General features: G+C 55.9%; 18 protein-coding genes. 6 read left to right on the top strand and 12 right to left on the bottom strand.

Annotation, left to right across the window (positions count from 1 at the left end; translation table 11 throughout):
• Positions 1 to 151 precede the first annotated feature (151 nt).
• Positions 152 to 562, bottom strand: a complete 411-nt coding sequence (locus RY075_RS11475; protein WP_003857206.1) for a rhodanese-like domain-containing protein — start codon at positions 560 to 562, stop codon at positions 152 to 154.
• 73 nt (positions 563 to 635) lie between these two features.
• On the opposite strand from RY075_RS11475, the gene ftrA reads away from it, so the two are divergent.
• Positions 636 to 1634 (top strand): transcriptional regulator FtrA, encoded by a 999-nt coding sequence (gene ftrA, locus RY075_RS11470; protein WP_045333149.1) that lies wholly within the window; start codon positions 636 to 638, stop codon positions 1632 to 1634.
• 148 nt (positions 1635 to 1782) lie between these two features.
• On the opposite strand, the gene RY075_RS11465 is transcribed toward ftrA, so the two are convergent.
• Positions 1783 to 2145, bottom strand: coding sequence for a hypothetical protein (locus RY075_RS11465; protein ID WP_063854997.1), 363 nt, complete (start codon positions 2143 to 2145; stop codon positions 1783 to 1785).
• 243 nt (positions 2146 to 2388) lie between these two features.
• Here RY075_RS11465 and RY075_RS11460 point away from each other — a divergent pair, with 243 nt between their 5' ends.
• The gene (locus RY075_RS11460; protein ID WP_003857211.1) at positions 2389 to 2622 is read left to right on the top strand and encodes a DUF2554 family protein; all 234 of its coding nucleotides are present in this window, start codon (positions 2389 to 2391) and stop codon (positions 2620 to 2622) included.
• Here RY075_RS11460 and RY075_RS11455 read toward each other — a convergent pair.
• Together RY075_RS11455 and RY075_RS11450 are read right to left on the bottom strand one after the other, a co-directional pair.
• Complete coding sequence (locus tag RY075_RS11455; RefSeq protein ID WP_182384531.1) at positions 2619 to 4583, bottom strand: U32 family peptidase; 1965 nt, start codon at positions 4581 to 4583, stop codon at positions 2619 to 2621. The two genes, RY075_RS11460 and RY075_RS11455, sit on opposite strands and share 4 nt — an antisense overlap.
• 80 nt (positions 4584 to 4663) lie before the next feature.
• Positions 4664 to 5191 (bottom strand): XRE family transcriptional regulator, encoded by a 528-nt coding sequence (locus RY075_RS11450; RefSeq protein ID WP_233132308.1) that lies wholly within the window; start codon positions 5189 to 5191, stop codon positions 4664 to 4666.
• Positions 5192 to 5283: 92 nt separating this feature from the next.
• Here RY075_RS11450 and RY075_RS11445 point away from each other — a divergent pair, with 92 nt between their 5' ends.
• Complete coding sequence (locus RY075_RS11445; RefSeq protein ID WP_233132309.1) at positions 5284 to 6450, top strand: benzoate/H(+) symporter BenE family transporter; 1167 nt, start codon at positions 5284 to 5286, stop codon at positions 6448 to 6450.
• Here the strand turns inward: RY075_RS11445 and RY075_RS11440 are convergent.
• On the bottom strand, positions 6430 to 7302 hold the full coding sequence (locus RY075_RS11440) for an AraC family transcriptional regulator (protein WP_003857218.1): 873 nt from the start codon (positions 7300 to 7302) through the stop codon (positions 6430 to 6432). The two genes, RY075_RS11445 and RY075_RS11440, sit on opposite strands and share 21 nt — an antisense overlap.
• Before the next feature lie 174 nt (positions 7303 to 7476).
• Between RY075_RS11440 and RY075_RS11435 the strand changes: the two genes are divergently transcribed.
• Positions 7477 to 8373, top strand: coding sequence for an EamA family transporter (locus RY075_RS11435; RefSeq protein ID WP_003857219.1), 897 nt, complete (start codon positions 7477 to 7479; stop codon positions 8371 to 8373).
• A gap of 34 nt (positions 8374 to 8407) precedes the next feature.
• Here the strand turns inward: RY075_RS11435 and RY075_RS11430 are convergent, their stop codons facing one another.
• Positions 8408 to 9082, bottom strand: coding sequence for a DUF3313 domain-containing protein (locus RY075_RS11430; protein ID WP_003857221.1), 675 nt, complete (start codon positions 9080 to 9082; stop codon positions 8408 to 8410).
• A gap of 133 nt (positions 9083 to 9215) precedes the next feature.
• Positions 9216 to 10811 (bottom strand): ABC transporter substrate-binding protein, encoded by a 1596-nt coding sequence (locus RY075_RS11425; protein WP_003857222.1) that lies wholly within the window; start codon positions 10809 to 10811, stop codon positions 9216 to 9218.
• 111 nt (positions 10812 to 10922) lie between these two features.
• Here RY075_RS11425 and pepT point away from each other — a divergent pair, with 111 nt between their 5' ends.
• Positions 10923 to 12152, top strand: a complete 1230-nt coding sequence (gene pepT, locus RY075_RS11420; protein WP_109948941.1) for a peptidase T — start codon at positions 10923 to 10925, stop codon at positions 12150 to 12152.
• On the opposite strand, the gene tehB is transcribed toward pepT, so the two are convergent.
• Both tehB and tehA read right to left on the bottom strand, forming a co-directional pair.
• Positions 12149 to 12742: a tellurite resistance methyltransferase TehB gene (gene tehB / locus RY075_RS11415; protein ID WP_109948940.1), complete on the bottom strand. Its 594-nt coding sequence runs from the start codon at positions 12740 to 12742 to the stop codon at positions 12149 to 12151. The two genes, pepT and tehB, sit on opposite strands and share 4 nt — an antisense overlap.
• Entirely contained in the window at positions 12742 to 13737 is a 996-nt protein-coding gene (tehA, locus tag RY075_RS11410) for a dicarboxylate transporter/tellurite-resistance protein TehA (RefSeq protein ID WP_109948939.1), read from the bottom strand. Before tehA ends, tehB begins: the two co-directional genes overlap by 1 nt.
• 121 nt (positions 13738 to 13858) lie before the next feature.
• On the opposite strand from tehA, the gene ydcK reads away from it, so the two are divergent.
• The gene (gene ydcK / locus RY075_RS11405) at positions 13859 to 14839 is read left to right on the top strand and encodes a YdcK family protein (protein WP_022651177.1); all 981 of its coding nucleotides are present in this window, start codon (positions 13859 to 13861) and stop codon (positions 14837 to 14839) included.
• On the opposite strand, the gene rimL is transcribed toward ydcK, so the two are convergent.
• From rimL to RY075_RS11390, 3 genes are all read right to left on the bottom strand, one after another.
• Positions 14834 to 15373 carry a 50S ribosomal protein L7/L12-serine acetyltransferase gene (rimL, locus tag RY075_RS11400; RefSeq protein ID WP_050870637.1) on the bottom strand — a complete coding sequence of 180 codons (540 nt, stop codon included), beginning with the start codon at positions 15371 to 15373 and terminating at the stop codon, positions 14834 to 14836. The genes ydcK and rimL overlap by 6 nt on opposite strands.
• Before the next feature lie 105 nt (positions 15374 to 15478).
• Positions 15479 to 17134, bottom strand: coding sequence for a glucan biosynthesis protein (locus RY075_RS11395; RefSeq protein WP_032609161.1), 1656 nt, complete (start codon positions 17132 to 17134; stop codon positions 15479 to 15481).
• Positions 17135 to 17364: 230 nt separating this feature from the next.
• Entirely contained in the window at positions 17365 to 18138 is a 774-nt protein-coding gene (locus RY075_RS11390) for an ABC transporter substrate-binding protein (RefSeq protein WP_023314127.1), read from the bottom strand.
• Positions 18139 to 18143: the final 5 nt, after the last annotated feature.

Genomic DNA, 18143 nt, shown 5'->3' with positions numbered 1-18143 from the left:
TCTCCTCTGTCTGTCGGCGTTAATTGCCCACAGTGATAATTCATCTCTTGAATCTTTAGACTTCTGGATGTCTAAACGTCCTAAAAAGATGTCATACCGACTCGCCGCCGACAAACGAGAAAATTTCATCTGTGTTGAAAAAAATTCATGTTCACAGAGCGGGTGATGAAGATCCCGCAAACGCGAACCGCTCATCTTCCCAGCCGGTCATGCCCCCGAGCATAATCTTGACCGGCAAACCCAGACGCGCCAGCTTCAGCGCCGCCCTGTCCGCCCCGTTGCAGTGCGGGCCTGCACAATAGACGACAAACAGCGTGCCCTCTGGCCACGCTGTCATCCGCTCGGCGGTGATCTGGCTCCAGGGTAAATGCAGCGCGCCGGGCAGATGCCGCCGGGCAAAATGTTCAGGCTTCCCGACAACGTGCAGCAGAACAAAGTCCTGCTCACCGCTGGATACCGCGTGATGGACATCGGCGCAGTCCGTCTCGACGCTCAGACGACGCAGAAAATGCCCCACGGCTTCCTGCGGCTCAGCAGCCGGAAATTCAGTAACATAGCTCATGAATCTTCCTCATTTGTGGTGTTTGTGTTAACACTACTCTATCCCTTAATTCAGCACATGAATGCGTCCGCCTATGCCAGAAAACAGCAAAAAGATGACAAACTTAAGACATCCCTCGCCGCGCGCGGTCGTGCTGGCATATGACGGTTTATGTACCTTTGAGTTTGGCGTGGCGGTAGAAATCTTTGGCTTGCCGCGCCCGGAGATGGGCGATGACTGGTATCAGTTCGCCGTGGCGAGCGTGGATGGCGGCGAGCTCCGGGCAACGGGCGGGATCCGTATTCTGGCCGACGGCGATCTGCGTCTGCTTGAAACGGCGGATCTGGTTGTTGTACCCGGCTGGCGAGGGCTGGATGAACCCGTACCCGAAGCGCTCTGCCAGGCGCTCCGCGCGGCGCATGCCCGCGGCTGCCAGCTACTCTCGATCTGTTCTGGCGTTTTCGTTCTGGCAGCCTCAGGCCTGCTTGACGGGCGGAAGGCAACCACCCACTGGCGCTACACGCAAGCTCTGAAAACACGCTTTCCCGCCATCACCGTGGTCGAAGATGTGCTCTACCAGGACGAAGGCGATATTCTCACTTCCGCCGGCAGCGCCGCGGGGATTGATCTGTGTCTGCACGTGGTGCGCCGGAATTACGGTATGGAGGCAGCAAACCGCGTGGCGCGTCGACTGGTGATCCCGCCCCATCGGGACGGCTCGCAAACCCAGCAACTTAGCCGACCGGTGGCTCAGTTGCGGGAGAGCCAGCGCCTGGGCCAGCTGTTCGATTATCTTCATCAGCATCTGGCCGTTTCCCATACCGTCGAATCGCTGTCCCTGCGGGTGGGTATGAGTCAACGCACCTTTCTGCGCCGTTTCCAGGACGCGACCGGGACAACGCCCGCGCGCTGGTTATTGACTGCGCGATTGCAGCGGGCAAAAGATTATCTCGAAAACAGTCGGCTCAGCATTGATAATATTGCGGAACAAACCGGATTTGGACAAAGCGCCACGCTGCGCCACCATTTCCGGCAGCAATTTGCGCTTTCGCCCGCGCAATATCGCAAACAATTTTTACAGCCGGTACGATAAACGGGCAAAAAAAAACCGCCATAATCTGGCGGTAAATGCTTGCATGGATAGATTTGTATTTTGGTATCTACGCTCCGGTATTCCCTACCGGGATGTGGATCACCAGCAATCTACCACTGTGAGCCTCAACGAAGCATAAACGAATCGATTAACCCGCTTTGGTATTAATTTGCAGATAACGCATCAGCCCCTGATCTGCACTCTGGCGGGCATCATCATTAATCGCTTCGAGATAAAACGCACGAGAGACCCCATACGGTGCCTGCTCGGGTGGGTAAACGGCGAACTGGAAGGTTTTGCCTCTCGCCTTATTGGTACAGCCCAGCTCCCAGCGATCTTCACTTACCTGGGTGCTATTACATTCGACACGTCCGTAATCGCTGGTTAAATACGATCCGACACGGCTTTTTGCTGACTGAATATATTCTGGTTCTTTATTTGAATAGATGCTGGCCGCAGCACCCACCGCAACCACTACGCCCAGAAGTGATAGCACGATTATTTTTTTCATTTATTCGATCCAATCCTTAGCCAGAAAAATCTTATTGTAAATGATTTCCCAATAAATCTAGTTGTTCTTTGCATACCAGAAATGGGAGTTTACAACGTCGATATCGCTTTTAAGAATAGTCTTAAGCGCGTTTTATTGCGACCACAATTTTTGACACTCTATTTTCTCAAATTTAAAGAGTCGAATAATTACTCTATGAAATTATCCCTACGATGACCGTAGCGTATTTTCAGGGGATAAATGATGTTCAGAAAAGAATTTTCGCTACTGCTGGTGATTAGCGCCCTGTTCTCAGGACAGATTATGGCGGAGCACAAAGGGCATGAATTTGTGTATGTGAAAAACGCCGACCATCAGCTTCGTCATGAAGCTGACAGCGACGAGTTACGCAGCGCGGCTGAGGAGTCTGCGGAGGGGTTGCGCGAGCACCATACCTGGCAGAAATCGCGCAAACCGGATACCCACTCTGCGGGTTAGCTGCCTTTACGCTTCGGCAGGGTCTTCATCAAATCGTCAGGGCTGACGGAGGCCACAATGCTTCCCGGCGGCGGCATTTTGAAGATGTGATTCTTCATCTTGCCGATAACGTGCATTTCACACGGACGGCAGTCAAACTTCAGCGTCAGCACTTCATCGCCATTCACCAGCCGCATCGGCGTCGCTTTCCAGCTTTTAATATTGCCTTTCGCCTGTTTCGGACAAAGGTTAAAAGCAAACCGCAGGCAGTGTTTGGTGATCATCACCGGCACATCGCCCTTCTCTTCATGCGCTTCATACGCGGCGTCAATCAGCTGCACGCCGTGACGATGATAAAACGCACGCGCTTTGTGGTTGTATACGTTCGCGAGGAAAGAAAGATGCGTGTCCGGGTAGACCGGCGCAGGCACCGCTTCGGCCTTACGGCTGCCGCGCGAATAGTTTGCCAGGCGTACTTCATCCAGCATCTCGGCCGTTTCACGGCGGAACTGGTTCAGCAGGCTGTTCGGCACGAACAGCGCGTCCGGCAGATTCACCTCAATATTGCGCGCGTAATAAATGGTCTGCCCCAGCTTCGCCACGCCATCCTTGAGGTTACTAAGCGCTTTCTCCGCATTGTTCGCCACCTCGAACAGGCCGTCGAGCGTATGCGTGACGCTGATGCCGTCTTCGCAGGTCATGGTCAGGATCAGCTGCTCTTCCCAGCCCCCCAGCGCGATATCCACCGCAATGCGGCGCTCGCTGGAGGTCTTGAGCAAGGCCTGCTGCCAGTTGTGATCCAGGTTACGGTTAAGCGCCGCATTAGGACGGGCTTTGTAGAGATCGGCAGGCATTTCGTTCGGCCAGACGCGATAGCGATTTTCGCCGGTTTTCTCCACCGTATTGGCGCGGAAACCCACTACTTCACGTTTGATCATCACGTTGAGACCATCGCCGTTCGCCAGCGGCTCTGTCACCTGAACGTCAAGATGATCTTTCGCCACTTTCAGCACTTCACCCACCGGCAGGCCGATAAACTTCGGTGAGTCGAACGCGCCAATATCCCCTTTACGGGCATTCACGAAATAGTCCGTGCTGCCGCGGTGGAAGGTTTTGTCCGTAGACGGAATAAAGAAATGCTCTGTACGCCCGGCGGAGGCGCGCGCCAGATCACCGCGATCGTCGATGATGGCATCCAGCATCTGACGATAATGTGCGGTGATATTTTTGACGTAGCTCATGTCCTTGTAGCGCCCTTCAATTTTGAAGGAGCGTACGCCAGCATCGATCAGCGCACCGAGGTTCGCCGTCTGATCGTTATCTTTCATCGACAGCAGGTGTTTTTCGAATGCCACCACGCGGCCCTGATCGTCTTTCAGGGTATACGGCAGACGGCAGGCCTGAGAGCAGTCGCCCCGGTTAGCGCTGCGCCCCGTCTGGGCGTGAGAGATATTACACTGCCCGGAATAGGCCACACACAGCGCACCGTGGATAAAGAATTCAATGGTCGCGTCGGTCGCCTGATGGATATCGCGGATCTGGTTCAGGTTCAGCTCGCGCGCCAGCACAATCTGCGTAAACCCGACGTCCGAAAGAAACTTCGCCTTCTCGACGGTGCGGATATCGCACTGGGTGCTGGCGTGCAGCTCAATCGGCGGGATATCCAGTTCCAGAACGCCCATATCCTGAACGATCAGGGCGTCAACGCCGGTCTGGTAGAGATCGGTGATCAGACGCTGCGCGGGCTCCAGCTCATCATCATGAAGAATGGTGTTCAGGGTCACAAACACCTTCGCCCCGAAACGGTGAGCGAACGGTACCAGCTCGGCAATGTCGCGCAGGCTGTTGCTGGCGTTATGCCGGGCACCGAAGCCAGGGCCGCCAATGTAGACGGCATCCGCACCGTGAAGAATGGCTTCACGGGCAATGGCGGCGTCGCGGGCCGGGCTTAGCAGTTCAAGATGATGGGAGTGCAGGCGCATACTTCGTCGTTATCCGTTATGGTCAAAATGGCGGCTATTGTAGTCAGAAGTCTGTGTCAGTGAAACCGTTTTGCGACGCTTTAGCGGGGATAATGGATCAGGGAGTGAAAATGCACCGTCCGGGCGCTGCTGTTGCGGTACGCGTGCGGTTTATCGCCGGCAAAACGCACGCCGGAATCAGCGTATATTGTGCGCCAGACACCGTCGATCTGCATATCCAGCTCACCGCTTATCACCACCAAATGTTCGATCACCCCGGCTTCGTGCGGCGTGGACTCGCTCAGCGCGCCGGGCGACAGGGTGATGGAGAAATGGTCGAACTTAAGCTGTTCATCCCAGGGGAAAAGCGGTTTCACCACCATCGCCTGCTGCTGCGGATCGAACACCGCCTGCGGTTCGCTTTCTGGAGTGATAAACGCCGAAAAAGGTACGTTCAGCCCGGTGGCGATTTTCCACAAGGTAGAGACCGTCGGGCTGGACTCATTGCGTTCGATTTGCCCAAGCATCGCTTTCGACACGCCCGTCTCTTCCGCCAGTTTTGACAGGCTCCAGCCCCGCGCCTGACGCAGCGCTTTCAGTGTGGTTGCCAGGTGTTGAGTGATATCCATAGTTCCTCCCGTTGCGGCAAAGCATACCACTTGTACGTTATAGCGCACAGTGATACCTTATCCCGGACGTTATAACGCACAACGGAGTTTCCATGCGATCGACTGCCTCTCTCTTTCCTGCCGTGCTGGCCGGTTTTGTTGCCGTTCTGGTGGGCTATGCCAGCTCTGCCGCCATTATCTGGCAGGCGGCTGCGGCGGCTGGCGCCAGTACACAGCAAATCGCCGGATGGATGACCGCGCTAGGGCTCGGGATGGGGATCAGCACGCTGGCATTGTCGTGGTGGTATAAAGCCCCCGTGCTGACCGCCTGGTCGACTCCGGGCGCGGCGTTGCTCGCCACCAGCCTGCATGGCGTGACGCTGGCGGAAACCATCGGGGTATTTATATTCGCGAATACGCTGATTCTGCTGTGCGGCGTCACCGGCCTGTTTGCCCGGTTGATGAAACTGATCCCGCACTCGCTTGCCGCCGCTATGCTGGCGGGCGTGCTGTTACAGTTTGGCCTGAAGGCATTCAGCAATCTTGAGGGACACTTTTTTCTTTGCGGCAGTATGCTGGCCGCCTGGCTGGTGGCCAAAGCTGTAGCGCCCCGGTACGCCATTGTCGCCACGCTGCTGGTGGGCGTGTTCGTTGCCTGGGCTGGAGGTGACGTTGTCACGAAAAGGATGACGTTATCGGTCATCATGCCGGAATTCATTGCCCCTGCGTTCACCTTCACCAGCCTGATCAGCATCGGCTTACCCTTCTTCCTGGTGACCATGGCGTCGCAGAATGCGCCCGGCTTCGCCACCATGCAGGCATCGGGCTATCCGCTGGCGGTCTCACCGCTGATCGTTGCCACAGGCGGGCTGGCGCTGCTGTTGTCCCCCTTCGGCGTCTATTCTATATGCATCGCCGCCATCACCGCCGCCATCTGCCAGAGCCCGGACGCCCACCCGGATGCCAGTAAACGCTGGCTGGCTGCGGCGGCCGCAGGTGGGTTTTATCTGCTGGCGGGGGTGTTCGGCGGGACGATTTCGGGGCTGATGGCCGCCCTGCCGCTGAGCGGCATCCAGGCGCTGGCCGGGCTGGCCCTGCTCGGCACTATCAGCGGGAGTTTGTATCAGGCACTGAATCATGAAGCAGAGCGCGACGCGGCGATCGTCACCTTCCTGATGACCGCCAGCGGCGTCACGCTCCTGGGGATTGGCTCCGCCTTCTGGGGGCTGGTGTTGGGAGGGATCTGTTACGCCGTCTTCTCACGCCTTCGCCGCGCGTAGCTGTGACGGCGTAATGCCGGTCATGCTGCGAAAACGGTTACTGAAATGGCTGGCGGAGTTAAATCCGCAGGCCAGCGCGATGTCGGTGAGCGGCGTGGTCGTGTGCTGCACCATCGCTTTGGCCTTCTCCATGCGGCGCTGCATGACGTACTGATGCGGCGCCAGGCCCATCGACTGGCGGAACATCCGCGCAAAGTGATACTCACTGAGTGCGGCCTGGCCCGCCAGTTCCGCCAGCGTTAAGGGTTGCGCCAGGTTTTCCTCGATAAAGGCCAGCACGTTGCGCAGCACAAACGGCGATAACCCGCCGGTCACTACCGGCAGCTTCCACTGTACGCTGGAATAGTGCTGGACTAAATGCGTCAGCAATAAGGTCGACGCGGTGCTCAGGGTGAGCTGATTGGCGTTTTGCTGCCAGTCGCAGCCGAGCAAAAACTGGCGATAAAGGGCGGTGATTTTCGGATCGCTGCCGAATATTTTTTCCTCCAGCGTCAGCGATAGCGGTCGTTTATCCCAGATTTTCTCCCCCACGTCCCGCAGGTGTTCATCGGTGCAGTAGAGGTGCACGAACGACAGGTCGTCACGAATATCCCACGTGGATTCGCTCTCTTCCGGCATCAGACAAAAACGATCCGGCCCACCGCCATTTTTCCAGCCACCCGGCGTTTTTTGATAGCTTTCATAGCCATCTGCCACGTACAGGCTAAGGGTGTGATGGTTGCTTTTCACGGTGATCGTGTCGTGCTTGTTGTACCACGCCGCCAGTTGAATGCCAGTATTGAGCGCGACGGTTTCCCGCAGCACCGCATTTTGTTGGCGTAACGTTTCAAAGGTGTCGTAAACGAGAGACATGGCCGTAAACAGGTGATTAATCAGACTGTCAGTCTAAGAAGTGTTGCAGCCTGTTACCAGCCATTGTGCGAGAAAAAAGCGCAAGAATTTGCAAGTCCGGCGCAAGGCGATGAAAGCCGGGCCCATCTTCTTTCGCCACACTGTTGTTTTTCGCGGTATGAGAAGAGAGACACCATGAACGCATTACTCTATGGGCTGGTTGTTGTTATCTGGGGCACGACCTGGATCGCCATTTTTTTGCAACAGGGGCCGGTTGCAGCGCCGGTCTCCATTTTCTGGCGCTTCGCCGTGGCCAGCGCCACGATGATGATCGTCCTGGTCGCCCTTCGCCGCCTGCGCAGGCTGGCGCTGCGGGATCATCTCTACTGCATGCTACAGGGCTGCTGCGTTTTCTGTTTCAACTTCTGGTGCTTTTACACCGCCGCCGCCCATATCAATACCGGCCTTGAGTCGGTGATTTTCTCGATGGCCGTGCTGTATAACGCCATCAACAGCTTTATCTTCTTCGGCCAGCGTCCACCCGCACGCTTCTGGACGGCGGCAGCGCTGGGGCTTATCGGGATCATTACCCTGTTCTGGAACGATCTGCTCGCCAGCGGCTGGAGCGCGTCGTTGCTTACGGGCATCGGGCTTTCCGCCCTCGGCACCTACGGCTTCTCGCTGGGGAATATGATCAGCATGCGTCATCAGCGAAACGGGCTGGAAACCATGACCACCAACGCCTGGGCGATGCTGTATGGCACCGTCGTGATGGGACTTATCGCCCTCTTCAGAGGCGATAACTTTATGCCGGAATGGACGGTGAGCTATATGGGGGCGCTGCTCTATCTTGCGCTGTTTGGCTCGGTGATTGCCTTCGGCGCCTACTTTACGCTGGTAGGCCGCATTGGTCCCGGTAAAGCCGCCTACAGCACCCTGCTGTTCCCGCTGGTGGCGCTGTCGATTTCAACGGTGTACGAGGGTTACGTGTGGCATCTCAACGGGATCGTCGGCCTGTTGTTGATACTGGGGGGGAATATGGTGATGTTTACGAAGCCGGAAACCTGGTTCCGCCGCCTGCGGACGGCATAAAAAAACGGCCTGCGAAAATGCAGGCCTTTTTTTATTAATTTGCTGTCTGATGAACATCAAACATAGTGGCATCCGTTGCCATGTCATCCACAACCTGCTTCAGGGTGCCGAAGCCCATTGGCGTATTCTCGTTCGCCAGCTCTTTCCCTTCCCCCTTACGAACAACCTTAATCACCGGTTTGTTCGTAGCCGCGTCGATTAACTCACCTTCGAAGAACAGATGCGTATCCATGGTACGATGGCCCGTGGCCATCTGCGTACCCGCAACCAGCAGCGCGACAGGCACCACTTCATAGAACTGCAAACCTTCTTTGTCTGAGCTCACACCCGTGATGGCGCCGCGGAAGATCAGGCTATGTTTGCCCGGCGTCGTCACAATCGGCTTACGCTGGCCAATCGCGGTTTTCAGTTTGGTATTGGTATAATTCAACAGCTCATCAAGCGTTTTTTGCCCAAGCTGAGTGGTCGGTTTTGGCGTCGGGTAATAGGTTATCGGCGTCCAGATAATGCTGTCATAATTCGCCTCATTATAAGAAGGATCAACCCAACGCAGGGTTGGCTTCCCGGTTGCAGATTTCATCTCCTGCAAGCCTGAGTAATCTTTTAAAAAGCCTGAATATTGATCGGGGGCTGCGACTTTTGACGCACAGCCTGAAAGGGCCAACAGACCAGAAAGCACTGCAACTTTAAAAAAAGTGTGAGTACGCATGATGGTATTCCATGTTATCTGCAAGTATGCACTTGAAGTTATAACAAAAAATGGGGCGATGTGTTGTGGCAAAAAATGACGAAGACAGCACAAATAGCGAAAAAACTGCCCGACCGAAACCGGGCAGTGAAAATTACTCTTTCAGGTCCACTTGCCAGAACAGGTGTTTGCCGAAGGGATCAATTTCATAGCCCGTGACCTCTTTACGGACTGGCTCAAAAATCGTTGAATGAGCAATCATTACCGCCGGCATTTGATCGTGCATCATCTGCTGCGCCTGCTTGTACAGCGCCACGCGTTTTTCGCGATCGGTTATCGATTTTGCTTCGGCAATCAGGTTATCAAACGGCTTATAACACCATTTCGCCGAATTCGACCCGCCGTTGGCGGACGTACAGGTAAACAGCGGGCCGAAGAAGTTATCTGGATCCCCCGTCGCCGTTGTCCAGCCCATCAGCGCAGCCTGATGCTCCCCGCCCTTCACGCGCTTCAGGTATTCGCCCCATTCGTAGGTCACGATTTTGGTCTGCACGCCAACTTTCGCCCAGTCCGCCTGGATCATCTCCGCCATACGCTTCGCGTTCGGGTTATACGGCCGTTGCACGGGCATGGCCCACAGATCGATGCTTACGCCGTTGGCAAACCCCGCCTCCTTTAACAGCGCTTTCGCTTTTTCTGGATCGTAATCGTAGTCTTTCAGCTCGCTGTCGGCACTCCAGACGCCAGGCGGCAGCAGGTTTTTTGCCGCCGTGCCGGTGCCGTGGAAGACCGCCTCAATGATGGCCGGTTTGTTAATCGCCATCGCCAGCGCCTGGCGCACTTTTACGTTATCCAGCGGCGGCTTTTGCGTGTTAAACGCCAGGAAACCGGTATTCAGACCGGCCTTGCTCATCAGGTTGATGTCTTTGTTAGCCTTCATACGCGGCAGGTCCGCCGGGTTCGGGAACGGCATCACCTGACACTCATTCTTCTCGACTTTGGCAAAACGTACCGAGGCGTCCGGCGTGATGGTGAACACCAGACGATCCAGCTTCGATTTTCCCTGCCAGTAGTCAGGGAAAGCGGTAAAGAGGATGCGGGAATCCTTCTGATATTGCGACAGCTTAAACGGCCCGGTGCCAATCGGCTGCATATCGACCTTTTCTGGCGTGCCCGCTTTCAGCATGGCATCGGCGTACTCCGCCGACAGAATGGAGGCAAAGTACCACGCCAGGTCAGCGACAAACGGCGCTTCCGGATGCGCCAGGGTGAAGCGCACGGTGCGATCGTCAACTTTATCAATGGCGGTAATCAGGCTGCCGAACTCCAGACTTTCGAAGTTGGAATAACTGCCGTTGGAGACGTTATGGTAAGGATGATTCACATCCTTCTGGCGCATAAACGAGAAAATCACGTCGTCCGCGTTGAAATCGCGCGTCGGCGTGAACAGCTTATTACTGTGGAATTTCACCCCTTTGCGCAGGTGGAAGGTGTAGACCTTGCCATCCTCGCTTACCTCCCAGCTTTCCGCCAGGCTCGGCACCAGTTCGGTAGTGCCCGGTTTGAAATCGACCAGACGGTTATAAACCGGTACGGCGCTGGCGTCCACGCTGGTCCCCGACGTATAGAGCTGAGGATTGAAATTTTCCGGCGATCCTTCGGAGCAATACACCAGCGTTTTTGCCGCGACGGTGGAACTGACCGTCAGTGCAGCAAGCGCCAGCGTTATCATTGTGAATGTGCTTTTCATCATTTATTCCTGTCTTTTTAATTCGACGGCTAATTACTTCTTTTGCCATTTCATAAATAACATTAAAGTGATGGCGCAAACACATGAAAAATAAATACAGAAGGAAACACTATGGGCTCAGAACTCTCCAGACAATTAACCCAACGCTTTTTCCGCTATCTCGCCATCACCAGCCAGAGCGACCCGAAAGTCAAAACCCTGCCCTCCACCCCGGGCCAGCACGACATGGCGCGGGAGCTGGCGAAGGAGCTGAAAACGCTGGGGTTAGATGATATTGTGATAGATGAGTTCGCCACCGTTACCGCCGTGAAAAAAGGTAATGTTCCCGGCGCGCCGCGGATTGGTTTTATTACCCATATCGACACCGTCGACGTCGGTTTATCCCCGGATATTCATCCACAAATATTAACCTTTACGGGGGATGATCTCTGCCTGAATAAAGAGAAAGATATTTGGCTGCGCGTAAAAGAGCACCCGGAAATTCTGGCTTATCCTGATGAGGAGATTATTTTCAGCGACGGAACCAGCGTATTAGGCGCAGATAATAAAGCGGCCGTCACCGTGGTCATGACGGTGCTGGAAAACCTCACCGCTGAGCACAACCATGGCGATATTGTGGTGGCGTTTGTGCCCGATGAAGAGATTGGCCTGTGCGGCGCGAAAGCGCTGGATTTAAAGCGCTTCGACGTCGATTTTGCCTGGACCATCGACTGCTGCGAGCTGGGCGAAATTGTTTACGAGAACTTTAACGCGGCGGCGGCTGAAATTCGCTTTACCGGCGTCACGGCGCACCCGATGTCCGCCAAAGGGGTGCTGGTCAATCCGCTGCTGATGGCAACGGATTTCATCAGCCATTTCGATCGCCAGCAAACCCCGGAATGCACCGAGGGGCGCGAAGGTTATATCTGGTTTAACGGCATCCAGGCCGGGCAAAACGAAGCGGTGCTGAAAGCCAACATTCGTGATTTTGACAAAGACGGTTTTGCCGCCCGCAAGCAGCAAATTGCCGATGTGGCGGCGCAAATAGCCGCGCAGCATCCCACGGCAAACGTGGAGTATCGCATTGAAGATACCTACAGCAATATCAGCAATGCGATTGGCGAAGACCGCCGCGCGATCGACCTGATGTTCGAGGCAATGGAGTCGCTCGGCATCACCCCAAAACCGATCCCCATGCGCGGTGGCACGGACGGGGCGGCCCTGTCAGCTAAAGGCTTGCTCACCCCGAACTTCTTCACCGGCGCCCATAACTTCCACTCGAAGTTTGAGTTTTTACCGCTGTCGTCGTTCGAGGCCTCCTGTCGCACGGCCCTGCAACTCTGTCTGCTGGCCGCGCGTTAAGCGGGCTTGCGTGAGAGCATGGTGGCGAAGCGCAGCTTGATACGGTTCCCGTTGGCATCGGTACGGTGGAGTTCCCCCACCTCTTCGTTGTACTTGATCAGCTCCCAGCCTTCGTAGTAGTTACTCAGTTCACCGGGTTTGAAGGCAAACGGGAAGCCGACGGTGCACGGATAATCCTCCGTATCCATGGCGGCAACGATCAGGTTATAGCCGCCTGGTCTGGTGCAACGCTGCATATTGGCGATAAGACCAGGGATGGTATTCGCTTCGAGGAACATCAACACGACGGTGGAAAGAATAAAGTCGTATTCGCCGTCAAAGGTCAGGGTGTTCAGATCCTTTATCGCCGTTTGCAGATTCGCGATCCCTTCCGCCGCCTTAATGCGCTCAATGTTATCGATGCTCATCGGGTTTTTATCCCACGCCGTCACGTCATAGCCATTGGCAGCGAGGTAGAGGCTGTTACGGCCATTTCCGCAACCGAGATCGAGCGTTTTTCCCGGCTTAACAATGTCCGCGCTGAGCAGCACCTCTGAGTGCGTGCGGGTCAGCCCATATTTCTCAGTAAAGTAGTTTTCATCGACAGTCATTATTTTTCCTCAGATTGCATAAGCAGTGCCTTATCAGCGCGCACCAGAAGTTTGCCCTGCATCAGCAAGATAAAAGTACGGACCAGCAGCATCGCGATGATGACGTTGGTGAAAATAAACAGGGGAACAGCGAGGGCATGAAAGAACCCTGACGGACTGCTCTGCCCAAGATGTAAACCGGTGGTCGCCAGCGCCGACACCCCGAACGAGAAGCTCCAGAACGACGCGTTGAACGGCTGCGACAGATACCACGGCATCAGACGCAGCATAAACAGGAGTTGCAACAGGCCATAGCCGAAAAGCATTTTGGCGAAGGTGTCCGCTTCGCCGCCGTTGACGCTAAACCAGGCGCTACAGGCCACCAGGGCAGGCGCAAGCTGGATCCCGAGCGAGGTACGAAGGGCAGCGGGCAGCTCGCCCGCGCTGCGCAGGCGTTGTAAAATGACCGGCTCCAGGCTCAGCCAGGAAAAGACCCCGGCACCAAGGAACACCAGCCCCGCGTCGTGGAAACCCAGCGCACCGCAGGCCATCGCGCTGATAAAATTGTTCGCCACCGTCGGCAGATAGAGTCCCGGCGTCGTGGCTTTTTCCGGATGCTTGCCGCGCCACAGCCCGGCGCTTTGCCAGGCGGCATACGCAAGCTGGATCACCACGCCCACGCTAAACAACCCCAGCGCCACCGGGCGATACCACGGCACAAAGCCGATGGCCACCAGCAGCGTTGTGGCAGGAAACAGGCTGACAAAACTGCTCATTACCGGATGCCGCATCTCGGCCAACACGCTATGTGGAAACCGTACCGCACGGGTAAGAAACGCCACGCTCAGAAGGAACCAGATCGCCACCGCCAGCGCCACCAGGATCTCGCCCGGCCAGCGCGTCACCGGCCAGATGGTGCTGGCATAACGCCAGGCGAACCCCATACCTATGGTCCCGAGGACCATACCGAAATACCCGGCGGGCAAGTTAAGAACGCGTTGGTTTAGGTTATGCATTTTTTTTAAAGTTTAAAATATATTTTAAATGCCATTTTAAGGGGTTTCCTGTGCGGACGCCAGCACTTCGAAAAACCAAAACTTTGCTACGTTTATTGAAAGGCTTTTCAGGGATAACACGATGACAAAATATCGGCTCAGCAATGAAACGCGTCTCTGGCGCTGGCAGGACGGATCAACACCGTGCACAACGCCTCTAAGACAAATTATTGCCGTGAAGGATTTTAACGATGTGACCAGCGGGACTAAAGGCGGTTGGGTTGAGGATGAACACGCGCTCGCCCAGGACGGGGATTGCTGGGTTTACGATGAAAACAGCGTGGTGTTTGCCGGGGCCAGGATATCCGCTAACGCCCGCCTCACCCAACCCTGCATCGTAAGCCACCGCGCACACGTTGGCGGCAACGGCTGGCTTGACGCGGCTGAGGTGAGTCACGGCGCGGTAATAAGTGACAACGTCACCATTCAGCACTCCACCGTACGCGGGGAATGTCGTATCGCGGGTGACGCGCGGGTGCTGCATAATAGCCTGGTGATTGCAGCCAAAGGGCTGACACCCGACCGTCAGCAGATCCTGCAAATTTATGACCGAGCCACGGTCAGCCAGTCGCGTATTGTGCATCAGGCGCAAATCTACGGCGATGCCATGGTGACCTGGGCCTTTGTTGAGCACCGTGCCGAGGTGTTCGATCGCGCCATTCTTGAGGGCAACGCGCTGAATAACGTCTGGGTGTGCGACTGCGCCAAAGTGTACGGCAACGCCCGTCTGCTGGCCGGTCTGGAGGATGATGCCATCCCGACCGTGCGGTACAGTTCACAGGTCGCGGAAAACGCCCTCGTTGAAGGCAACTGCGTCATTAAACACCACGTCTTAATAGGCGGCGAGGCGTGGTTACGCGGCGGGCCAATCCTGATTGATGACAAAGTGGTTATTCAGGGGCGGGCGCGTATCAGCGGCGATGTCCTGATCGAGCATCAGGTGGAAATAACGGACGATGCGGTTATCGAGGCGCTGGAGGGTGAAAGCATTCACGTCCGGGGAGCCAAAGTGATCAACGGCGACACGCGGATCACCCGGACGCCGCTGCTGGGGGCGCTATAGCGGGAAGATTCTGGCGTACAGGTTCACGTCATCGTAACGCCCGTTGAGCATCTCCGCTTCCCGCAAACAACCTTCCAGCGTGAAACCGTTGCGCTGCGCCACCCGGTTACTGCTCTGGTTATCCACGCGACACTTGATCACAAAGCGGCGGATCTCGCCGCGCTCAACGTAATAGCGCATAAACGCCTGGAGCGCCTGAGAAAGAATACCCTGCCCCTGATGCGCCTCGTCAAGCCAGTAGCCAATGTACCCGGTCTTATTCGCAGGCTCGATCGCGTTGAAGGACAGCACGCCCACCAGCTCGTCCTTCATGAAAATCAGGAACATTTTGGCGTAACCGCGCTGGTGCAACATCTGATTGCTCTGCACGTTGCGGCGCGTGTCCTCTTCGCTGCCGACATGCTGCGCCCAGTCGAAGGCGGTTTGCAGCCAGGTTTTGTTTTTGATTACGAGGTTATGCAGATCGGTGGTATAGCGCTCTTCGACGGCACGAAGCTCGATTTCCTGGTTAACGGGGATGATTTCTGAAGACATAGTGCCTCTTAATTGCCGGGTGGCGCTAACGCTTACCCGGCCTACAAATGCGTCCAGAGCAGGCCGGGTAAGGCGAAGCCGCCACCCGGCACAAACCCATAAGGACTAGCGCATGATCCGGTCGTCAACGTAGTTACGTTTGTCCGGCGCGGGCGGGAAGTACTGGTACAGCCAGGTCTCGCTGATGGCATCGCCCTGACAGCGCAGGAACAGGCGCATATCCACCGGCTCGGTGGAGTCAGAGGTTGGATACCAGTCAAACAGAATGCGATACCCGTCGAATGGCTCGACATAGAGGATCTCTACCTGCTTCGCTTCACCGCTGGACAGGGTGATCACCGGCTCAATGCCCTTCGGTGCGGCGGCCTTCAGATCGCCCCCGACGAAGTCAATGGCAAAGCGACGGGCCCACACTTTCGGGTAATTTTCGCCCGGCGCCCAGCCCTCCGGGAAGCCGCCCATACCGGTACGGGTGGCGTAGACGTTTGCCAGCGGGGAACGCACCGGCGGCTGTGCGCTCCAGTAGAGACGGTATTTGAAGTCCAGCTCATCACCCGCCTGCACCGGTTTCTCCGGCTGCCAGAAGCAGACCACGTTATCGAGCGTCTCGCCGGTTGTCGGGATCTCCATCAGGGCAATAGAACCTTTCCCCCAGTTGTTGCGCGGCTCGACCCACAGGCTTGGTCGCTTGTTATACCAGCCCATGACGTCCTGGTAATGGGAGAAGTCACGGTCAAGCTGTAACAAACCAAAGCCTTTCGGGTTTTTATCCAGGTAGGCGTTGAATTGCAGCTTTTGCGGGTTGTTCAGCGGTCGGCAGATCCACTCCCCGTTACCGCGCCACATCGCCAGACGGTCTGAATCATGGATCTGCGGATGTATGGTGTCGCACATGCGGCGTTCGTTGTTGCCGCAGCTGAACATGCTGGTCATTGGTGCGATGCCGAGCTGCTTGATGTCTTTGCGCGCATAGAGATGGTTTTCGACGTCCATGATCACCTGACTCTTCTCACAGTGGATCACAAACTTATAGGCACCGGTAATGCTCGGGCTGTCCAGCAGCGCATAGACGGTAAAGGTGGTATCACCCGGCTTAACGGTTTCAAACCAGAAGGAGGTGAAATCCGGGAACTCTTCCGGGGTGTCGGTAAAGGTATCCACCGCCAGCCCGCGCGCGGAAAGGCCGTACTGGTAGGTATCATCCACTGCGCGGAAGTAGCTCGCGCCCAGGAACGAAACGATATCGCGTCGCGCCAGTTCCGGCGCTTTAAAGACGCGGAATCCGGCGAAGCCGAGGTCACTCTGCCCTTCAAGCTGTTTGGTATCCACGCCCGTATCGCCATAGCTGAACAGCTCAGGCCGGAAGTGGATCTCACGCGCCTGAGAGGTGGTTTGATCCAGCGAGAACATGCGCACGCGGCGGCGGAATCCCATCCCCATATGGAAGAACTGGGCGTCCAGCTGACGGCCTTCAATGTTATTCCACAGCGACTGCTTCTCATCGTAACGGATGGCGTTGTACGCCTGCGGCGTCATGGTGGCCAGCGTTTCCGGCAGCGGACGCGGCGCACCGCCCCACGGGGTTTTCGCCAGATCGTGCGCCATGGATTGCAGAACAGAGAAGTCAAAGCGACGGCTCTGACCGTCGGCAATGTCGGAGTCAGCAGCATACGCCGCCTGGGAAAACAGAGAAGCAAGGCCAGAAGTGCCGCTCAGGGCAGCCATTGCCAGGGAACCTTTGAGAAAACGTCTGCGATTCATGCCTGAGAAAACGTCCTTATGGTCGTGTGAATGAGTTTCGCGCGCAGCGAAATGACGGCAAGAAAGAACGCACAGCCTAAACAAAAACGGTTAAGAATCCAATTGTTGGCGGGTGATTATCTGAACAAACCGAGAAATATTTTCTGTCGACCAGAACGGCCTGAAAAAGGGGTAAAGTTATGTATAAAAATGTCCCGGCTGGACATCGACAGCCGGGACCAACGAGGCGGTTATTTTACGCTGACATCGATACCCGGGAAGTACTTATCAGCCAGTTTAGCGATCGTGCCGTCGGCACGTACTTTATCAATTGCGGCATCAAGCTGCTTTTTGGTGGCCTCATCCCCCTTACGCAGCCCAAAGCCGATCCCACTGCCGAGGATGGTGTCGTCCGACACCGGTTTGCCGATAAAGCCAAACCCTTTACCCTGCGGCTTACTGAGGAAACCTGCCTGCCCGGCCGCTGACATGACCAGCGAGGCATCGATGCGGCCATTCAGCAGATCTCCCCAGGCCATATTCTGATCTTTATAAGACACCACGGTGACACCGTGCTTTTCCCAGTGCTCTTTGGCGTAAGTTTCCTGAATTGAACCCTGGAGAACGCCGATGGTTTTGCCCTTCAGCCCTTCGGGGGTAGCCTCTACCGCAGAACCGGCTTTGCCCACCAGCTGGGAGGGAATGCGATAGATGGGCTGGGTGAAATCAATGCTTTTGCGACGCTGCTCGGTGATGTTCATCGCCGAGTTTATGGCGTCGAACTTTTTCGCCACCAGACCGGGGATCAGCGCATCAAACGAGGTTTCAACCCAGCTGCACTTCAGCGCGGCGGCTTTACAGATGGCATTTCCCAGCTCTACGTCAAACCCTTCCAGCTCCCCTGACGCATTGCGGCTTTCAAACGGTGGATATTCCGCTTCCAGCCCGTATCGCAACTCGGTGGCGGCAAACGACGAGAATGAACACAACAGTCCCATGCCGACAACTAACGCGTGTAATTTCATCTCAA

This window comes from Enterobacter sp. JJBC, assembly GCF_036936505.1.
Taxonomy (GTDB): domain Bacteria; phylum Pseudomonadota; class Gammaproteobacteria; order Enterobacterales; family Enterobacteriaceae; genus Enterobacter; species Enterobacter hormaechei_C.
This window is presented reverse-complemented; position numbering and strand designations above follow the sequence as displayed.